Genomic DNA, 16,499 nt, shown 5'->3' on the forward strand with positions numbered 1-16,499 from the left:
TCAATTTTCGGCAAAAGCAAAGCCCTCCGACCCAACGTTTCCGCAGGTCAGAGGGCTTTCGGGGTGGAGCTAAGGAGATTCGAACTCCTGACCTCCTCGATGCGAACGAGGCGCGCTACCAACTGCGCCATAGCCCCGTGACGGTTGTAACGCCGTCAGCTTTTCTAGGTTAAGCCCTGACCGCCGGAGATTCCAAACCGACCCGCTGAAGGGGCTACATGAGGCCATCCCCGTTGGGCGCTGGCGCCGATCGGCGTCTGGTGGGACGATGCAACCATGGCCATCAACACCAGCTCCGTCAACCATATCCGCCTGACCGTGACCGACATCGACCGGTCGCGTGCCTTCTATGAGGGAATCTTTGCGTGGCCCGTCGCCATCGAAATGCCGGCGGGCACTCCGGCAAAAGATCAGGGTCGCTACGCATTCCTCCACGGCGGTGTCATTTACGACCTGGGTTATACCCTTCTGGGTCTCCGACCGGTCTCCACGGATGCCTTTGACGAAGACCGGACCGGGCTGGACCATCTCAGCCTTGCCGTGGGCTCCCCCGCCGAACTCGAGGACGCCATCCATCTGCTCGACGGTCTCGGCGTTGACCATGGCGGCATCAAGGACATCGGCAGCGGCCTCATTGTGGAGTTTCGCGACCCCGACAACATCGCGTTGGAATTGTTCGCAGCGAAGGTTTCGACAAGCTCAACCAGCGGGTAAGGCCAGCTCAACGACCGGGTCAAACGGGCCCAGTCACTTTGCCTGTTTCTGCTCGGTCAGCCAATCATTGAACTCAATACGTCCGACGGCGGCGTCCGGGACCAGGTTCCTGCCCGCCCGCAGAAACGTTCCGAAGGAACCAGGCAACGGCATCGGCGTGATCACTCCGCGGCGTCCCGTGGTGGATTTCCACTGTTCCGCCAGGACCCGCATGGACCAAACCGACGGTCCGCCGGCCTGAACGGAGCGATGCGGTTCTGCACGTGCATCCAGCCCGCCTGTTGCCTCGTCCACCAGGATCCTCGCCACGTCCGCCGTCGCAATCGGTTGGAACGACACACCAGAGAACGCCGGAACGATGCCCACCTTCGCGCCCGCGGAGAACAACCCGGCGACGAGGTTGTGGAACTGCGTCGCGTAGACAACCGTCGTGGCCATCCCCGACGACTCATAGCTGCGCGCCCTCGACGCCTGCACCTGGTAGTAGCCCATGGAGCACTCGGCGGCGTTGACAATGGTGAGCAACACGCAATGCGCAACCTTGGCCCGCCGGGCCGCAGCGAGCACGGCCACAGAGGTTGCCGGCAGCGCCTTCAACGACGGTCCCGTCCGCGCGTCGAGCGTCTCCACTACGACGTCGACGCCGGCCAGCGCGCCCGCGACGCCGTCGCCCGTGCGAAAATCAGCGGCCACGTAGTCTGCACCGGCCACACGGCGGGGATCCGTCGGCGCGGGAACATGCCTGCTCACCGACCGGACACTCAGCCCGCGGCCCACCGCGTCCGCAACCACGGCCCGGCCAGCGGTACCCGTTCCTCCCGCAACAGCAATCAGCACCATGGCTCGAGGCTACCCTCGCAGGGGGAATAACAGAATAGGGCGGGTGGCAGGTCTCGACGCGCTCGCAGAACTCGCTGCTCGACCACCGGTGTCAGGGGTCGCGGCCCGGGTTTAGGCGCGGCGGCGCTGGAGGACGACGTCGAGGTTGTTCAGCGCGTGTCCGGCGTTGTCCGGCTTGGCGGAAGCAGCGGGGTCCTCCTCCGCCTTGCCATCTTCGGTGGCCGCGACGGCCGCAGGCGCAACGGCACGCGCCGGCGCCTCGGCCTCAGCCGCGGGCACACCGATCCCAGCCTGGTCGGCCTTGATGGACGTCCCGGCGGACCTGGGCACTTCCGGCACGGCAAGCGGGCGGGCGGCCGCGGCCGCGGCACGGGCGGCGGTGACGTAGCCGGGCTTGGGCACTTCCACGGGCTCCCACGTTTCGGCCGAGAGCTCGCCCTCGGCGAGGGTCTGCGTGTGTGCGAGCTTGGCGTCGGCGGTGCCTTTCGCGGCAACCCGCAGGGCCGCGTTGCGCAGTTCTTCGGCCGTCAGCGGCTTTTGCGCCGGCGCGGCGTCGGCACCCGAGGCACCAAACGCACCCGAGGCGCGGTCAAACAATACTGTTTCCCGCTGTTCCACGGCGGGACCGGGCGATGCCGCGGAACGCGCGTCCGCCGTCGTACGTTCAGCTGCCACGCGGGCGGCGGCACGGCGGGCATTTTGGTCCCGGACGGCCATGGCGCGCAATCCGGCCAGGACCGCCAGGAAAACCACCAGCGCGCCCCAGGACAGGGCCGGAAAACCGATGTTGAAAACGTTCAGGGCTCCGGAGATGGCTGCGGTGAGGAGCGCAAGCAGGCCTGCCGCGGCCACCGCGGTGCGGCCCCAGTAAATAGTGAGCGGGGCAGGTCCGGAAGCGGGCGCGGCGGACGGGCGTTCCGGCTCCACGTGGGTGTGGGCGTCGGAAATAGTGCGTTCCATTGACGTCTCCTGCTACTGCTGTTCTGGCGTGCCGGCTGCGGCGTGGCAGTCGCAACAACTACCAAAAAGCGCGGAAGCCCGGCGGCGGCGCTTCCACAGTTCAACCCTAGAGGGCAAACATGCAGCCACCGGCATTACTGCCGGTGTGTCGCGAGGTGCCCCAACAATTACCGCTGCCCAATTACGCCGCACAGTTACGCCGCACAGTTACGCCAGGCTGCCCAGCCACCGGCTGAGCAGGCCGCCCGGCACCTCCTCCGCCGTCAGGGCAAAGCTGCGGTGGTCAGCCCAGTCCCCGTTGATGTGCAGGTACCGCGGGCGCAGTCCCTCATCGCGAAAGCCCAGCTTTTCCACCACGCGCAGGCTCGGGCCGTTTTCGGGCCGGATGTTGATCTCCATCCGGTGCAGGCCCAAGGTCCGGAAGCAGTGGTCGGTCACCATGGCCACCGCAGTCGGCGCAATCCCGCGGCCGGCCCGGTCCTGGTCCACCCAGTATCCCAGCGTCGCCATCATGGCCGATCCCCACATGATCGAGGACACGGTCAGCTGCCCCACAATGACGGGCCTTGAGCGTCCGGGCACCCGCTCGGTGATGACAAAGGGAAGCGCCGAGGCCGCCCGCGCCTGCTCGTTGAGCGCGCGGACCATGCCGCCAAAGCTGGGCAGCTCCCCTTGGCCGGCCGGATTGCTCGCCTCCCATGGCTGCAGCCAGGCCGCGTTGCGCGCGCGCACCCGCGTCCACTCCGCCTTGTCGCGGAGCTTGATGGGGCGCAGGACCAGATCCCCGGATTCCAGCGTCACAGGCCAAATAGCCTGGCCCCACACGGAAGCTACTTCGCGAGCTCGGCGGTGAACTCGCCCAGCCAGTCGCGCAGGTCCGGGCCCAGGTCGTCGCTCTCGCACGCCAGGGTCACCACGGCCTTGAGGTAGCTGAGCTTGTCGCCGGTGTCGTAGCGCCGGCCCCGGAACACGACGCCGTACACGCCCCCGCCCTCGCCCTCACGGGTGGCCAGGGTCTGCAGGGCGTCCGTGAGCTGGATTTCATCCCCACGCCCCGGAGCGGTGTTCTCCAGGACCTCAAATACGGCCGGGTGGAGCACGTAGCGGCCAATGACGGCCAAGTTCGACGGCGCGTCCTCGACGGCCGGCTTTTCCACCAGGTGGTTGACCCGGACGTAGTCCTCGCCCTCAATGACGGTCATGTCGGCGCAGCCGTAGGCGGAAATCTTCTCCCTTGGCACCTCGATCAGCGCAATGACCGACCCGCCGGTGCGTGCCTGCACGTCGATCATGGTGGTCAGCAGCTCATCGCGCTCGTCAATGAGGTCATCGCCCAGCAGCACCGCAAAGGGTTCGTTGCCCACGTGGGTCTTGGCCCGCAGCACCGCGTGGCCCAGTCCCTTGGGGTCGCCCTGGCGGACGTAGTGGATCTCGCCCAGGTCCGTGGCGTGCTGGATCGCCGCGAGCTTCTCGGTGTCGCCCTTCGCCTCCAGCAGCTGCTCCGTCACCGGGACCCTGTCAAAGTGGTCCTCCAGGGCGCGCTTGTTGCGTCCGGTAATCATCAACACGTCCACCAGGCCCGCGCTGACGGCCTCCTGCACGACGTATTGGATGGCGGGCTTGTCCACCACTGGAAGCATTTCCTTCGGCATCGCCTTCGTCGCCGGCAGGAAGCGGGTCCCCAGTCCGGCCGCGGGAATGACGGCTTTACGTACGCGAGAAACATCAGTCATGGTCCTAAGGCTAACGGACGATGTGGCCTTTTCCGCTCCGCGCCCTGCTAACTTGGGCATGGCACCGCGCACCACCCCAACGCAGAGGAATGTCAATGCCCCCCACCACCAAGTCCCAGTGGCGGTCCCGCCTGCGCGCCGCCCGCCTGTCCATGGACGACGACGCCCGTCACCTCGCCGCCGTCGGCCTGGCTTCCGCCGGGGCCGGGTGGGTGGCGCAGCTGTGCGGCGCCGACGTCCGCGCCACCGTCTGCGCCTACATTTCCTCCGGCAGCGAGCCGGGAACCGGCCTGCTGCTGGAGGCCTTGGTCGGCGCAGGGCACCGGGTATATGTGCCCGTCTGCGAGTCCGGCAATCAGCTCTCTTGGACCGAATGGACGCCGGGCACCGGGCTGGCCCTGAGCGAATTTGCGCCCGTCATGGAACCGACGGGGCCACGCCTGCCCTTTGCCGGCCTGGGAGCGGTCGCCGGGCTGCTGCTGCCCGCCCTGGCCGTCGACTCTGCCGGGGTGCGCCTGGGCCAGGGCGGGGGGTACTACGACCGGTTCCTCGCGGCACTGGCGTCCCCCGCGGACGGCGGGACGCAGGCGGTGCCCACTGCCGCCGTCGTCCATGAACAGGAAGTGTTCCCCCAGGGCGCCCTCCCGCACGACGTGCTCGACCGGCCGGTGGCCTGGCTCGTCACTCCCGGCGGCTGGAGCAAGGCGGAGACTCCGGAACAGTGAAGGGCGTCCGGTGTAATATGTTACGGTGCCCGGGTGTTATGGTAAGCGGTGCTAGAATTGGCACTCGGGACCTTGGACTGCCAGCCGGTGCACAAGCCACTGTGACGGCAACCGCGGTCCCAAAGCATGCATCCAGGAGGAAACCAGTGCCCACTTACGCCTACGCCTGCAAAGACTGCGGCCACGCATTCGACATCCAGCAGTCGTTCAGTGACGACTCCCTGACCGTCTGCCCCGCATGCCGTGGAAAGCTGCGTAAGAAGTTCAATTCCGTTGGGGTGGTCTTCAAGGGCTCCGGCTTCTACCGCACCGACTCGCGCTCCGGTTCCAGCACCGTTCCGGCCGCCGGCAGTGCTTCCGGCGCCTCCGGGTCCGAGTCCGGTTCGGCGGCCCCGGCACCGGCTGCCGCCTCGGCAACGGGCTCGGCGTCGGGCACGAGCTCTGGAAGCGCCGTCCCGTCCAAGGCACCCGCGGCGGTCGCGAGCTAGCGCCTCCGCACACCTCAAGGCGGCTCCCGCGCGCACAGCGTCGGTCGGCTCCCGCTTCATCCCTGCACAGCCGCCCCGCCCGTGAGGGCTGCCCACATTCCGGCGTCCCGGCCGGCCACAGCGCGGCGCGGGCGCCTACCGTGGGCACATGAGGTCATCCACCAGCCCCGCACGGGGCAGCCAGCCACACTCCCGCGTGCCGAAGTACGCAGCGCCCGGCCGTTTCGCGGCGCGCGGCCCGGCATGGTCTGTGCGCGGGCGCCCCGCCTCACCGGGCGAAAGATTATGGCGCCTGCTCCGGCGGCGGCGCCGGCTCGCCGCGGCCCTACTGCTTTGCGCCGCGGCTGCGGTGGCCGTCCAGCAGCTCACACCCGCTCCCCCGGCCACCGTCCCGGTGATGGTGGCCGCGCGCGATCTCCCGGCCGGTCACACCCTGCGTCAAACTGATCTCGCGCCGGCGGCCGTCAGCCCGTCCATGGTGCCTGAGGGAAGCCTGCCGGCGTCCGTCGCGGACGGCGCTCCCGTCGCTCCAGTCCCTCAGGCGGCGGACGGCGCTCCCGTCGCTCCAGCGGCGGACGGCGCCTCGGACCTGGCTGACGGCGGTCCGCCGGGAAGCACGTCAGATGGGCGGATCGACCGCTCAGTGCCGGGCTGGGTCGGCTCGAGGCTCTCCGGCCCCGTGCGCCGCGGCGAAGTCCTGACCGACGCCGCGCTTCTCGGCGACGGACTTCTGGTCGGGGCGGCCGTCGGCACCCAGGCGGTCCCTGTCCGCCTCACGGATCCCACCACTGTCCAGCTCCTCCACCAGGGCCAACTCGTCGACGTGGTGCTCAGCGCCAGCAAGGGCGTGGACGGACCCGTGCAGAACGAGGTGCTGGCCCGCTCGGTGGCCGTGTTATGGACGCCGGCGCTTGCCGCGCCCAACGGCGGGTTGCTCCCGGCCCAGGATGCCGAGGGCCTGGTGGTCGTTGCCGCCTCGGAGGAGCAGGCGGTCCTGCTCGCGGGCGCCTCGGCCCAGGGCAAGATCTTTCTGGTCCTGGTGAAATGACGGGGCATGGGCCGCGCTCCGCGCAGCCGCACCAGTTCGGAGAACGGGATCAGCCCCAGGTACGGGGTCAGCCCCAGTGCGGAGGCTTGTTCTCCCGCAGCCACGCGTCGTGGCCGCGGTCGCCGGGGTCGTCTCCCCAGGTGTGAGCCTCGTCGTGAGGGGCCACCGTGGGCAGCACTTCCGAATCGTCGGCCTTGGTTTCCGGCGCGGGACCGTCCCCGTCCCCCGGGCCATTGGCGGCCGCCGAGGCATTTCCGGCGGCCGGGCCGTCGCTGCCGGCCGGGCCATCGCCCTCCGCAGGGGAGCTGGAGCCGTTCATGTCTTTATCGGGGTTGCCCACCGGGTTCACGCTTTCTTCATTTGCTGTTGGTGCCTCCCCGACTTCAGGCTGTACGCCCTGGGGATCCGTTCCGGTGGATCGCTGGCGGTTTACCGTGGGGACATCCTGGCCGCCGGCTGCCTGCCGACGCCGGGATCGGGGGGAATCGATGATGGCGGTCATGGACGTGTCCAGCGGCGTCCCCATCAGGGACGGCAGGTCGTCGTCGCCCGTGGTCGAGACCAGTCCCAGGTGCCGGCCAATCTGGTCGGCGCAGCTGGACGGGTCGGTAAAGACTTCAATGGTCCACAGCGGCACATAGCGCCAGCCAAGCCGTTCCAGCATCTGCGGGCGGAGGCGGCTGCGTTCGCGGACGCTCATGTTCTGGTATTTGGCGGTGCCGTCGGACTCCACGGCCACGGGCACGGGGATCTCATGGTCCTCGCGTCCCAGCAGCGTCACCGGGTCCGGCGCCGCAACTATGTCCACGGCGCCGTCGTAGTGGTGCCACACCCTGGCGCCGCGGGCACGCAGCCGGTCGGCAAGGTCGGCAACCAGCGGGTCCTCCCCGCTCTCCCGCTCGCTGTCCTCGGCCCGCGAAGCAGGCGTCCCCAACAGGGACTTTCCGGCCAGTTCACGGTCCAGGAGCTCAAAGAAGTCCACCGCGCCATGGCTGAGCCGCGTCTCGTCCAGGTCTTCCGGACGGAAGCAGCTGATGATGTGGATGTGGCTCCTGGCCCGGGTCATCGCCAGCGCAAACTTCGCACGGCCGTCAGGTTCCGACAGCGGGCCAAAGCCGTGCAGCGCCCGGCCGTGGGGCGTGCGCCCATAGCCCAGGGAGAAAATGACGCGGTCGCGGACCAATCCCGCGGCGCGGTCCACCGTGACAACACGGAAGGACTCGGGCCCGGAATCAAAGAAGGCCACCAGCAGGGGGTGGTTGGCCATTTGCAGGCGGATGGCCTGTGCCACGCGGACGGCGTGGCGTTCGCTGGCCGTGATGACCGCCAGCGATTCGCGCGGCCGCACCCGTGCATGTTCGAACACCATGTCCACGACGCGGTTGACCTCGGCCACCACCGATTCCACACCGCCGTCGCCGGCGCCGGGAAGGCCCTTGCCGTCCGGCAGGTAGTCCACGGTCAGGGAGCGTTCCAGCCCCGTCACGGCACGGCCGTCCGGCAGGCGCTCCAGCTGCGAATCGTAGAAGCCACGGCTCAGCTGCAGCACCAGGTCCTCGTCGACGGCGCGGTAGGAAACCGTCAGCCGGTGCCGCGGCAGGACCCGGGACAGTGCGCCCAGCACGCTTTCCAGCGGATGCTGGTCCACCCGGTTTCCGGGGTCTCCCGCGGCGACGGTGAAACTGCGGGGACAGGCGGTCTGCTCGTCGCCAAAGGCCACCACCTGGTCCGCCCGGGCCAGGGCCGGCAGGGCGGATTGGAGCGAGGTGGATTCGGCGTCGAGGATGACCACCGTGTCAAAGCGGAACCCCGCGGGGATCACGGAGGGCACGACCAGCGGGCTGGCGGTGAAGACGGGGACGAGGTTCTTCAACAGGTCCGGCGCCTGGACTCCGAGGGCCTCGAGGGAGACACGGCCGTCCTTGAGGACGTTGCGCAGCATCTCGCCCTGGCGGTTGCGTCCGGCAACCACCTCGCGCCACTCCTGGGCCAGCTTCCACCGGATCCGGGCGGGGCCGGACGCGACATGCGCCTGGTCGGCCAGGCGGAACTCCGCCTCGAGCCGGCGCAGCTTGTCGCCGTCGGACATGGCCAGATAGTCATCGCCGCTGATCATTGCTTCCAGCGCCGACTGCCACCAGGCCAATTCGAGTTCGGCGCGAGTTTCCGACGGCGCAACCTCGCGGCGGGCCATGTCGTCGAGGAGTTCACCCAGCCCCTGCTCCCGCATGCTTTCCAGCAGCAGGGTGCGCTCGGGCAGGGTTTCCAGCGAGACCTTGTCCTGGACCAGGGCGTCGAGACGGCCCACCAGTTCGGCGGCGTTGACGTTGGCTAGGTCCCCGCCGTCCACGGTGCGTTCCAGCACCGTCCCCAACGTTGTCAGCTTCGCGCTCAGGTCCCGGTAGCTTCGGTTCAGCTCGGCCAGGCCGGCCGGGACCGTCGGGTGCCGCTTGCTGGTGGCGGCCTCCGCCCAGCGCGTGCTTTGCTCGTTGACCAGCACCAGGGACTCGTGCAGGTCGGCGATGTGCACGCCGGGACGGACAAAGTCCTTGGCGTTGCGCCGGTACCGTGCGCGCTGCAGGGCCGGCATGTCGATGCCGCGATCACGGCGCCACGCGGCAGTGGCCGTCGCGGCGATCATCTCGTCGATGGGCCAGTCAAAGACATCGGACTTGAACTTGTCCAGGCTTTCCCGGATGGCCACCAGCATGTCGAGCTGGCGGCCCCATTCGCCAAAGGTGCTTCCGTTGCGGATCTGTCCGAACTCGGCAACTTCGCGCATTTTTTCCGCAAAGGCCGGGACGGCCTTGAACAGTTCTTCCGCCAGCGCGTAGGCGGCCTCGGTTTCCTTCCGGGTCACCAGGCGTGCCCCATGCCAGGCGCTGCCGACGGCGGCCTTGCTGAAGGAGCCGAGTTCGGCGGCGCGGCGCATGCGCGCGCTCAGTTCACCGCGTTCCTTGATGCTGTCCAGGACGCTGCGCTTGAGCCGGACCGTGGTGGACGGCGCCGGGTGGATGGAGGTCAGTTCCGCCAGCGACTGCATGGCCTGGTAGGGCGAGCAGCCCCAGCGGTCACGGACGTTGTGCAGGCTGGCCACATGGTCAACCAGCTGGTGGCGGTGGTCAACGAGGGTCTGGTGCAGGCTGGTCAGCTGGGGTTCCTGCGCCTTTTCGTTGCGCGTGATGGCGCGGATCAGCTGGGACTTGATCTGCTGCGGGCCGGTCTGGGCGCTGAGCTGCAGGAGCAGCGAATCCAGGTCCATGCTGCCCAGGATCTGTGCCAGCTCGTTCAGGGTGCTGCGGCGCTCACCCACCACCAGCACACTCTTTCCGTCGTGGACCAGCTGGGCGATGGCGTTGATGGCGGTCTGTGTCTGGCCGGTTCCGGGAGGCGTGGACACCAGCACGGATTCGCCTTCACCGATCAGGTCCAGCACGTACTGCTGCTGCGGATCGGCGTCGCGGACCAGGATTTCGTCCTCGGGGCTGCGCTCGTCCAGGGGGGTGAAGCGGGCAAAGTCGGGTGCCAGCTCCACCGGCAGCACGTCGCCGTCGCTGTTGCGCTGCAGCCGGCCCAGCAGTTCGGTCCCGGCCAGCAGGGCAGGGTCGCGCAGGTTGTCGGCCAGGAACGCGAACGAGGAGACCAGCAGGTCCTGCTCCACGGTGGCGCCGGCAATGGGGGCCAGCAGCGTGCGCAACTTGTCCAGCACGGGGGCCGGGTCGAAGCGGGCCGTGCTGTAGGCCAGGCGGCCCAGGGCGGCCGCGTCCACCCTGATGTTGGCGTTCTGGGCCAGATGGGCCACCAAGGCCGGGTTCAGTTGCGCCTGCTCCATGAGCTGGAGCTCATAGTCGTCCTGCCCTGCCCGGACGGTCAGTGCGACGCCGGCCAGCAGCACGGGCGCGCAGACATCTCCGCTGTTGGGGCCGCCGACGGCGGACCAGCGGGCCAGCCCGGCGGCGAGGTATCCGACGTCGATCCCCCGGTCGGTGCTCAGCTCAAAGATCTTGGCGCGCAGCGCCGCCGCGGCACGCTTGGCGGAGGCGTAGTGTTCGGGTTCGCGGATCAGCGTCGACAAGCGCGTCTTGCGGCCCGCCAGGAGCTGGGCCAGGCCGGACGGGTGGGCGTGCGTGAGGTCGATGCAGCCGGTTCCCGTCTTCCGGAAAGCCAGCGCGGTATCAGGTCCGGCGTAGCTGTCCAGTCCCGCAAGCCAAGTTTGGAGCTCAACGGAGCTCGCATCGGGACTTGCGGCTTCGGACACGGATGCCTTCTTCTCTGCGCTCGCTCGGAACGATCTTGACCATACTGACATGCAATTCAGGCTATCGCCCCAACCCCGCAATGCCTGTTCGGCACACTGGAGGAGGCCAAATTAGGCCCTAAACTGGACTATCGGACCCCCTCCAACGCTCCGTAAGGGTGATTACTCCCACTCAATGGTTCCCGGCGGCTTGGACGTGACATCCAGGACAACCCGGTTGACGCCCTCCACCTCGTTGGTGATCCTGTTGGAGATTCTTGCCAACAGGTCGTATGGCAGGCGTGACCAGTCCGCCGTCATGGCGTCCTCGGAGGAAACCGGGCGCAGCACGATCGGGTGTCCGTACGTCCGCCCGTCACCCATCACGCCGACGCTGCGGACGTCGGCCAACAGCACCACGGGCATCTGCCACACCTCGTCGTCCAGGCCGGCCGCGGTGAGCTCGGCACGGGCAATGGCGTCCGCCTTGCGCAGCAGTTCCAGCCGTTCGCCGGTGATTTCACCGACAATGCGTATGCCCAGGCCGGGGCCGGGGAACGGCTGGCGGCCGACGATCTCGGCGGGCAGGCCCAGCTGGGCGCCGACGGCGCGGACCTCGTCCTTGAACAGGGCGCGCAGTGGCTCGACGAGTTCAAAGCGCAGGTCCTCCGGCAGGCCGCCCACGTTGTGGTGACTCTTGATGTTGGCCGCGCCTTCGCCGCCGCCGGACTCGACGACGTCGGGATACAGGGTCCCCTGGACCAGGAACTTGATCTGCCCACCCTCGGAGGCGGCTTCGGCGATGATGGCTCGCTCGGCTTCCTCGAAGGCACGGATGAATTCGCGGCCAATGATCTTGCGCTTAGTTTCCGGGTCGGAAACCCCGGAGAGGGCGTTCAGGAAGCGGTCCTGTTCGTTGGCGACGTAGAGGTTGGCGCCGGTGGAAGCCACGAAGTCGAGTTCCACCTGCTCGGCCTCGCCCTCGCGCAGCAGTCCGTGGTTCACAAACACGCAGGTGAGCTGGTCGCCCACGGCGCGCTGGACGAGGGCTGCAGCGACGGCGGAATCAACGCCGCCGGAGAGCCCGCAGATGACCTGGGCGTCGCCAATCTGCTCGCGGATGCGCTCGACCTGCTCGTCGAGGATGTTCCCGGTGGTCCAGTTGCGTTCCACCTTGGCGCCCTCGAACAGGAAGTTCTCCAGGACCTTCTGGCCAAATTCCGAGTGCTTGACCTCGGGATGCCATTGGACGCCGAAAAGGCACTTTTCCTCATTGGCGAACGCCGCAACGGGGGCCCCGGCGGAGGATGCCAATACGTCAAAGCCGTCCGGTGCGGCCATGACGCTGTCACCGTGGCTCATCCAGGTGTTTTGCGACGCCGGGGTGGCGGCGAGGATGGAGCGGCCAACGCCGCTGAGCGTCACGTTGGTGGCGCCATATTCACGCGCCCCCGTCTTGGCGACGGTGCCACCCAGCGCTGCCGCCATGGCCTGGAAGCCGTAGCAGATGCCCAGGACCGGGACGCCGGCCTCAAAGAGGTCCGCACCCACGTTGGGCGCGTCCTCCGCGTAGACACTCGAAGGTCCACCGGAGAGGATGATGGCAGCCGGGTTTTTGGCCAGCAACTGCGCAGTTGTATGGGTATGCGGCACGATTTCCGAGTACACGTTGGCCTCACGCACACGGCGCGCAATCAACTGGGCGTACTGGGCACCGTAGTCCACAACCAGGACGGGCTTCTGGGAAGTCTGGGCCGTAGCGGGATTAGTCACGGTTCAATCTTAACCCACGCCTTCCACCGGCCCGCCCGTTGGGCCGGCCACGTGACGGGACACTCATGCCCGCCTCCTTGGGCGCACCTGCCGCTCTTTCAGTAGCGCTTGCCGGCCTTCGGGTTCGCGGCCACCTCGGCCAGGACTTCCTTGTGGATCCGCCCTTCGACAATGAACGACAGGAACGGGACCACGCCGCCCAAAGCGATGAGGACCAGCCGGCCAAAGGACCAGCGCATCAGCGACCACAGGCGGAAGTCGGCAATCAGGTAAACCACGTACATCCAGCCGTGCACAATGAGCACGAGGGTGGAGATGTTGACGCCGCCGGCGATCACGCCATCGGAGCTGACAAAGCCGAAGCCGTGCGCGGCGCCCGTGATGGAATTGCTTCCGCCGGCCATCAGGACACTGTGGAAGGCGTACCGCACCACAAGTTCCACGCACAGCAGCAGCAGCATGGTTCCGGTGGCGTAGGCGAGGACCTTGTAGAACTTCAGGGCGCCAAGGATCTGCGCGGGTGTTCCGCCGAACCGGCGCTTGGGCGCGGCCTTCGGAACAGGGTTGCCTGCCGCACTGTTTTTCGGCTGGGCCGGGTTCACTTCGCTCACTTTGCTGACTCTCCTAAGTCTGGTTCAAATTCCTCGTCGTCGTGGTGGACGTCGAAGAGTGCGTCCTGTTCGCGGCGGTAGTCGTCTGCCACCAGCCGCCACCACATGAACACGGCAAATCCGGCAAACACCACCCATTCAACGGCATAAAAGATGTTCAGCCAGTTGACCTTGCCGTTTTGATCGGTAGCCGTCACGGTGATCCGCACCAGGTCGCCATGGCTCGCGGCAGCCCCGACGTCGTTCCCGGCCACCTGTTCCTGGTAGGAGACCACAAATGCCGCATAGGTGGTGGTCTGCCACAGGTTGGTCAACTCGGCCGATGACAGTGCACTGACTTGCCCTGCCGGGAGGTTCTTGTCCAGAACGGGACCCTCGGAGTTAAGCAGGCGGCCCTCAAGCGCCACAGTACCCGTGGGCGGGGCCTTGGCCGCCGCCGCGTCCGGAATCCAGCCCCGGGCCACCGGGATCACCAATTCATCGGTGGCCGCCTGCCCGGTGAGCTTGGCTGCGCCGTCCACCACGAAGGCGGTGACCACCCAGAAGCCCGACTTGCCGTCCTGCATCCTGGACTGCACCACCACCTGCTTGGACGCGTCAAAATGTCCCGTGGCCGTGACCAGCTGGCCCTCTTCGCTTCCGAGCAGCGGCTGGCCGGGCTGGATCGTCTTCAGCAGCGGCTGGACCTTCTCCGTGACGGACGGAGGGGCAACGCCGGTTTGCGTGGACCGCGAAAACTGCCACTGGCTCAGCAGGACAAAGACGGCCGCGACGGCCAGGGCGAAGACCAGTGCTGCGATCCATTTGGGCTTGACGGCGGTTTTTAACACACTACAACGGTACTTCGTAACCGTGTAGAACAACGAATGCGCGGTGGGGTGACGGCGCACCCACGGCGGGCCGCCGCCGCCAGGGGACGTCCCGGCGTCGTGCTCCTAGTGGTCAAAGAAAACCAGGGTGGAGTTGATCAGCTCGGCGATGACCTCTTTATCGTGGGCGCGGCGCAGGGATTCGCGGAAGTTCTCCTTGAAGAGGCTGCGCGCCAGGGTGGCCAGGACCTCCAGGTGCTCGGAGAACGAGCTGGCCGGGGTGGCGATGAGCAGGACCACTGTGGCGGGGCCGTCCACGGCGCCGAAGTCCAGGCTGTGGCCGAACTTGGTGACCCCGACGGCGATGGACGTCTGCGTGACGTAGTCGCTGCGGGCGTGCGGCACGCCAATGCCGCCCGGCAGGCCGGTGGCCATCTGGTGCTCGCGGGCGTTGACGTGGCGCAGGAAGCCCGCGAGGTCGCTGACCCTGCCCTGTTCAAAGAGTCTCGCGGCCAGCTGGGCGGCGGCATCTTCCTTGGAATCGGCCACAAGTTCCAAAATCACAAGGCCGGGGTTGGTCAGTTCGGCGTCGTACCGCTCCAGCAAGCCGTTTGTCATCAGTACCTTTCAGGTCTGCACTACGTCAGCGGAACGATTCCAGGGGCGCCCAGCCGGGCGGCGTCTGCGGTGACGTCGTCGGGCTGCTGCTGGCTAAGCCGTTCGGCTTCAACCCGGGCCAGATAGTGCGCCACCTCGTTGTCGACCTGGGTTTCACTCCACCCCAAAACGTCCCCCATCAGTCTAGCGGCGACGGGCGCGGCGGACACGCCGCGGTCCCAGGCTTCAATGGAGATCCTGGTGCGGCGCGTCAGCACGTCGTTGAGGTGCAGGGCCCCCTCGTGCGTCGTCGCGTAGACCACTTCGGCGCCGAGATAGTCATCGGCACCCGGCAGCGGCTCGGCCAGTCCGGGGTTTTCGGCCACCAGGTCCAGCACTTCCTGGGCCATGGAGCCGTAGCGGTTGAGCAGGTGTTCCACCCGTGCCACGTGGATGCCCGACTCGTCGGCCGTGCGGTTCCGGCGGTTCCAGGCCGCCTTGTACCCGCCGGCGCCGAGCAGCGGAATGGTTTCCGTGCAGCTTTCGGGCACCTTCTCATCGAGTGCCCGGCCGGCCTCGTCCACGGCATCCTTGCCCATGACCCGGTACGTGGTGAACTTTCCGCCTGCCACCACCACCAGCCCCGGCACGGGATGTGCGACGACGTGTTCCCGGGACAGCTTGGCCGTCGAGTCGTTCTCCCCGGCCAGGAGGGGACGGAGCCCCGCGTAGACGCCTTCGACGTCTTCGCGGGTCAGCGGGCGCTTGACCACCTTGTTGACGTGCTCGAGGAGGTAGTCGATGTCCGCGCTGGTGGCGGCCGGATGCGCCTTGTCCAGCTTCCAGTCGGTGTCCGTGGTGCCGATGATCCAGTGCCGTCCCCACGGGATGACGAACAGCACCGACTTTTCCGTGCGCAGTATGAGGCCGACGGTGGATTGGAACCTGTCGCGGGGAACCACCAGATGGATGCCCTTGGACGCCCGGACCTTCAGCTGCCCGCGGTCCGTGACCATGGCCTGGGTTTCATCGGTCCACACACCGGTGGCGTTGATGACCTGCTTGGCCCGGATTTCGAATTCCTCGCCGTTCTCCTGATTCTTGACCTTTGCCCCGACCACGCGCTCGCCCTCCCGCAGGAAGTCGATGACCTTGGTCTGGTTCACGGTGTGCGCGCCGTAGCTCGCGGCGGTGCGGATGATGTTGGCCACCAGCCGCGCGTCGTCAACTTGTGCGTCGTAGTAGCGGATGGAGCCGATCATGGCGTCATCCTTGAGGCTGGGCGCCGCACGGAGCGTGCCCCGGCGGGTGAGGTGCTTGTGCATGGGGACGCCGCGGCTGTTGCCGCTGGTCAGGCCCAAGGTGTCGTATAGGAGGATGCCGGCGCCGACATAGGGGCGTTCGACGAATCGTTTGGTGAGCGGGTAAAGGAACGGCACCGGGCGGACCAGGTGTGGGGCGATGCGCTGGATGAGCAGGCCGCGCTCCTGCAGCGCCTCCTGCACCAGGGCGAAGTCGAGCATTTCCAGGTAGCGCAGCCCGCCGTGGATGAGCTTTGACGACCTCGACGACGTTCCCGCCGCCCAGTCGTTAGCCTCCACCAGCCCCACTGTCAGGCCCCGAGTGACTGCGTCGAGGGAGGCTCCCGCACCGACCACTCCACCACCAACTATGAGAATGTCCAATTCCTTGCCAGGTTCGGAGGTGGCTTGCAGCACCTTGAGATTTGACTCGCGCGCCGCCGGACCCAAATTGCCGCTGGGATGGGGTGAAACAGACATCTCGGACCTCCTGGAGATACGACTAGCTGACACTAAAAACCTTACGCGGTTGCCATCCAGAAAGGCAGTGGGGGCAAACCGCCGCGTGTTCACGGGGGTCTTGCACCGCCGGGACCGGTCCGCCGAGCGTGTCGGACCCCGTCCCCGCCCGTCCCCGATGCGCCCCCGCAGCGCCGCGGCTTG

The 16,499-nt window shown here is 67.6% G+C and carries 14 protein-coding genes and 1 tRNA gene; 4 read left to right on the forward strand and 11 right to left on the reverse strand.

Features of this window, described 5'->3' with window-relative positions; all coding sequences use genetic code 11:
• Positions 1–64 precede the first annotated feature (64 nt).
• A tRNA-Ala gene (locus DMB86_RS18665) sits at positions 65–137 on the reverse strand.
• Positions 138–276: 139 nt separating this feature from the next.
• On the opposite strand from DMB86_RS18665, the gene DMB86_RS18670 reads away from it, so the two are divergent.
• Positions 277–714, forward strand: a complete 438-nt coding sequence (locus DMB86_RS18670; protein ID WP_113719100.1) for a VOC family protein — start codon at positions 277–279, stop codon at positions 712–714.
• A 33-nt stretch (positions 715–747) separates the two neighbouring features.
• Here the strand turns inward: DMB86_RS18670 and DMB86_RS18675 are convergent, their stop codons facing one another.
• The 4 genes from DMB86_RS18675 to galU form a co-directional block, all read right to left on the reverse strand.
• A complete protein-coding gene (locus tag DMB86_RS18675; protein WP_113719101.1) occupies positions 748–1,554 on the reverse strand; it encodes an SDR family oxidoreductase in 807 nt (268 codons plus the stop codon).
• Between the two features lie 111 nt (positions 1,555–1,665).
• On the reverse strand, positions 1,666–2,514 hold the full coding sequence (locus DMB86_RS18680) for a hypothetical protein (protein ID WP_113719102.1): 849 nt from the start codon (positions 2,512–2,514) through the stop codon (positions 1,666–1,668).
• 207 nt (positions 2,515–2,721) lie between these two features.
• Positions 2,722–3,339 carry a GNAT family N-acetyltransferase gene (locus tag DMB86_RS18685; protein WP_113719103.1) on the reverse strand — a complete coding sequence of 206 codons (618 nt, stop codon included), beginning with the start codon at positions 3,337–3,339 and terminating at the stop codon, positions 2,722–2,724.
• A gap of 5 nt (positions 3,340–3,344) precedes the next feature.
• Positions 3,345–4,247: a UTP--glucose-1-phosphate uridylyltransferase GalU gene (gene galU, locus DMB86_RS18690; protein ID WP_113719104.1), complete on the reverse strand. Its 903-nt coding sequence runs from the start codon at positions 4,245–4,247 to the stop codon at positions 3,345–3,347.
• A gap of 95 nt (positions 4,248–4,342) precedes the next feature.
• Here galU and DMB86_RS18695 point away from each other — a divergent pair, with 95 nt between their 5' ends.
• The 3 genes from DMB86_RS18695 (at position 4,343) to DMB86_RS18705 (ending at position 6,508) form a co-directional block, all read left to right on the forward strand.
• Positions 4,343–4,972 carry a 5-formyltetrahydrofolate cyclo-ligase gene (locus DMB86_RS18695; RefSeq protein WP_171814567.1) on the forward strand — a complete coding sequence of 210 codons (630 nt, stop codon included), beginning with the start codon at positions 4,343–4,345 and terminating at the stop codon, positions 4,970–4,972.
• Positions 4,973–5,118: 146 nt separating this feature from the next.
• Entirely contained in the window at positions 5,119–5,460 is a 342-nt protein-coding gene (locus tag DMB86_RS18700) for an FmdB family zinc ribbon protein (protein ID WP_113719106.1), read from the forward strand.
• Between the two features lie 148 nt (positions 5,461–5,608).
• Positions 5,609–6,508, forward strand: a complete 900-nt coding sequence (locus tag DMB86_RS18705; RefSeq protein WP_129545600.1) for an RcpC/CpaB family pilus assembly protein — start codon at positions 5,609–5,611, stop codon at positions 6,506–6,508.
• A gap of 67 nt (positions 6,509–6,575) precedes the next feature.
• Here DMB86_RS18705 and DMB86_RS18710 read toward each other — a convergent pair whose 3' ends face one another.
• The 6 genes from DMB86_RS18710 to DMB86_RS18735 form a co-directional block, all read right to left on the reverse strand.
• Positions 6,576–10,817 carry an ATP-binding protein gene (locus DMB86_RS18710; protein ID WP_113719108.1) on the reverse strand — a complete coding sequence of 1,414 codons (4,242 nt, stop codon included), beginning with the start codon at positions 10,815–10,817 and terminating at the stop codon, positions 6,576–6,578.
• Between the two features lie 111 nt (positions 10,818–10,928).
• The gene (gene guaA / locus DMB86_RS18715) at positions 10,929–12,518 is read right to left on the reverse strand and encodes a glutamine-hydrolyzing GMP synthase (protein WP_113719109.1); all 1,590 of its coding nucleotides are present in this window, start codon (positions 12,516–12,518) and stop codon (positions 10,929–10,931) included.
• A gap of 98 nt (positions 12,519–12,616) precedes the next feature.
• Positions 12,617–13,129 (reverse strand): DUF3817 domain-containing protein, encoded by a 513-nt coding sequence (locus tag DMB86_RS18720; protein WP_220088550.1) that lies wholly within the window; start codon positions 13,127–13,129, stop codon positions 12,617–12,619.
• A complete protein-coding gene (locus DMB86_RS18725) occupies positions 13,126–13,959 on the reverse strand; it encodes an SURF1 family protein (RefSeq protein WP_113719110.1) in 834 nt (277 codons plus the stop codon). The genes DMB86_RS18720 and DMB86_RS18725 overlap by 4 nt, the downstream gene beginning before the upstream one ends.
• Positions 13,960–14,064: 105 nt before the next feature.
• Positions 14,065–14,556 (reverse strand): PTS sugar transporter subunit IIA, encoded by a 492-nt coding sequence (locus tag DMB86_RS18730; protein WP_113719111.1) that lies wholly within the window; start codon positions 14,554–14,556, stop codon positions 14,065–14,067.
• A gap of 20 nt (positions 14,557–14,576) precedes the next feature.
• The gene (locus tag DMB86_RS18735; protein ID WP_113719112.1) at positions 14,577–16,316 is read right to left on the reverse strand and encodes a glycerol-3-phosphate dehydrogenase/oxidase; all 1,740 of its coding nucleotides are present in this window, start codon (positions 16,314–16,316) and stop codon (positions 14,577–14,579) included.
• Positions 16,317–16,499 lie beyond the last annotated feature (183 nt).

It is taken from the genome of Arthrobacter dokdonellae (assembly GCF_003268655.1).
Lineage (GTDB): Bacteria > Actinomycetota > Actinomycetes > Actinomycetales > Micrococcaceae > Specibacter > Specibacter dokdonellae.

Coding starts and splice junctions, on each gene's coding strand:
- DMB86_RS18670 (WP_113719100.1), top strand. CDS start 277: ATGGCCATCAACACCAGCTCCGTCAACCATATCCGCCTGACCGTGACC.
- DMB86_RS18675 (WP_113719101.1), bottom strand. CDS start 1,554: ATGGTGCTGATTGCTGTTGCGGGAGGAACGGGTACCGCTGGCCGGGCC.
- DMB86_RS18680 (WP_113719102.1), bottom strand. CDS start 2,514: ATGGAACGCACTATTTCCGACGCCCACACCCACGTGGAGCCGGAACGC.
- galU (WP_113719104.1), bottom strand. CDS start 4,247: ATGACTGATGTTTCTCGCGTACGTAAAGCCGTCATTCCCGCGGCCGGA.
- DMB86_RS18695 (WP_171814567.1), top strand. CDS start 4,343: ATGCCCCCCACCACCAAGTCCCAGTGGCGGTCCCGCCTGCGCGCCGCC.
- DMB86_RS18705 (WP_129545600.1), top strand. CDS start 5,609: ATGAGGTCATCCACCAGCCCCGCACGGGGCAGCCAGCCACACTCCCGC.
- DMB86_RS18710 (WP_113719108.1), bottom strand. CDS start 10,817: ATGTCAGTATGGTCAAGATCGTTCCGAGCGAGCGCAGAGAAGAAGGCA.
- DMB86_RS18730 (WP_113719111.1), bottom strand. CDS start 14,556: ATGACAAACGGCTTGCTGGAGCGGTACGACGCCGAACTGACCAACCCC.
- DMB86_RS18735 (WP_113719112.1), bottom strand. CDS start 16,316: ATGTCTGTTTCACCCCATCCCAGCGGCAATTTGGGTCCGGCGGCGCGC.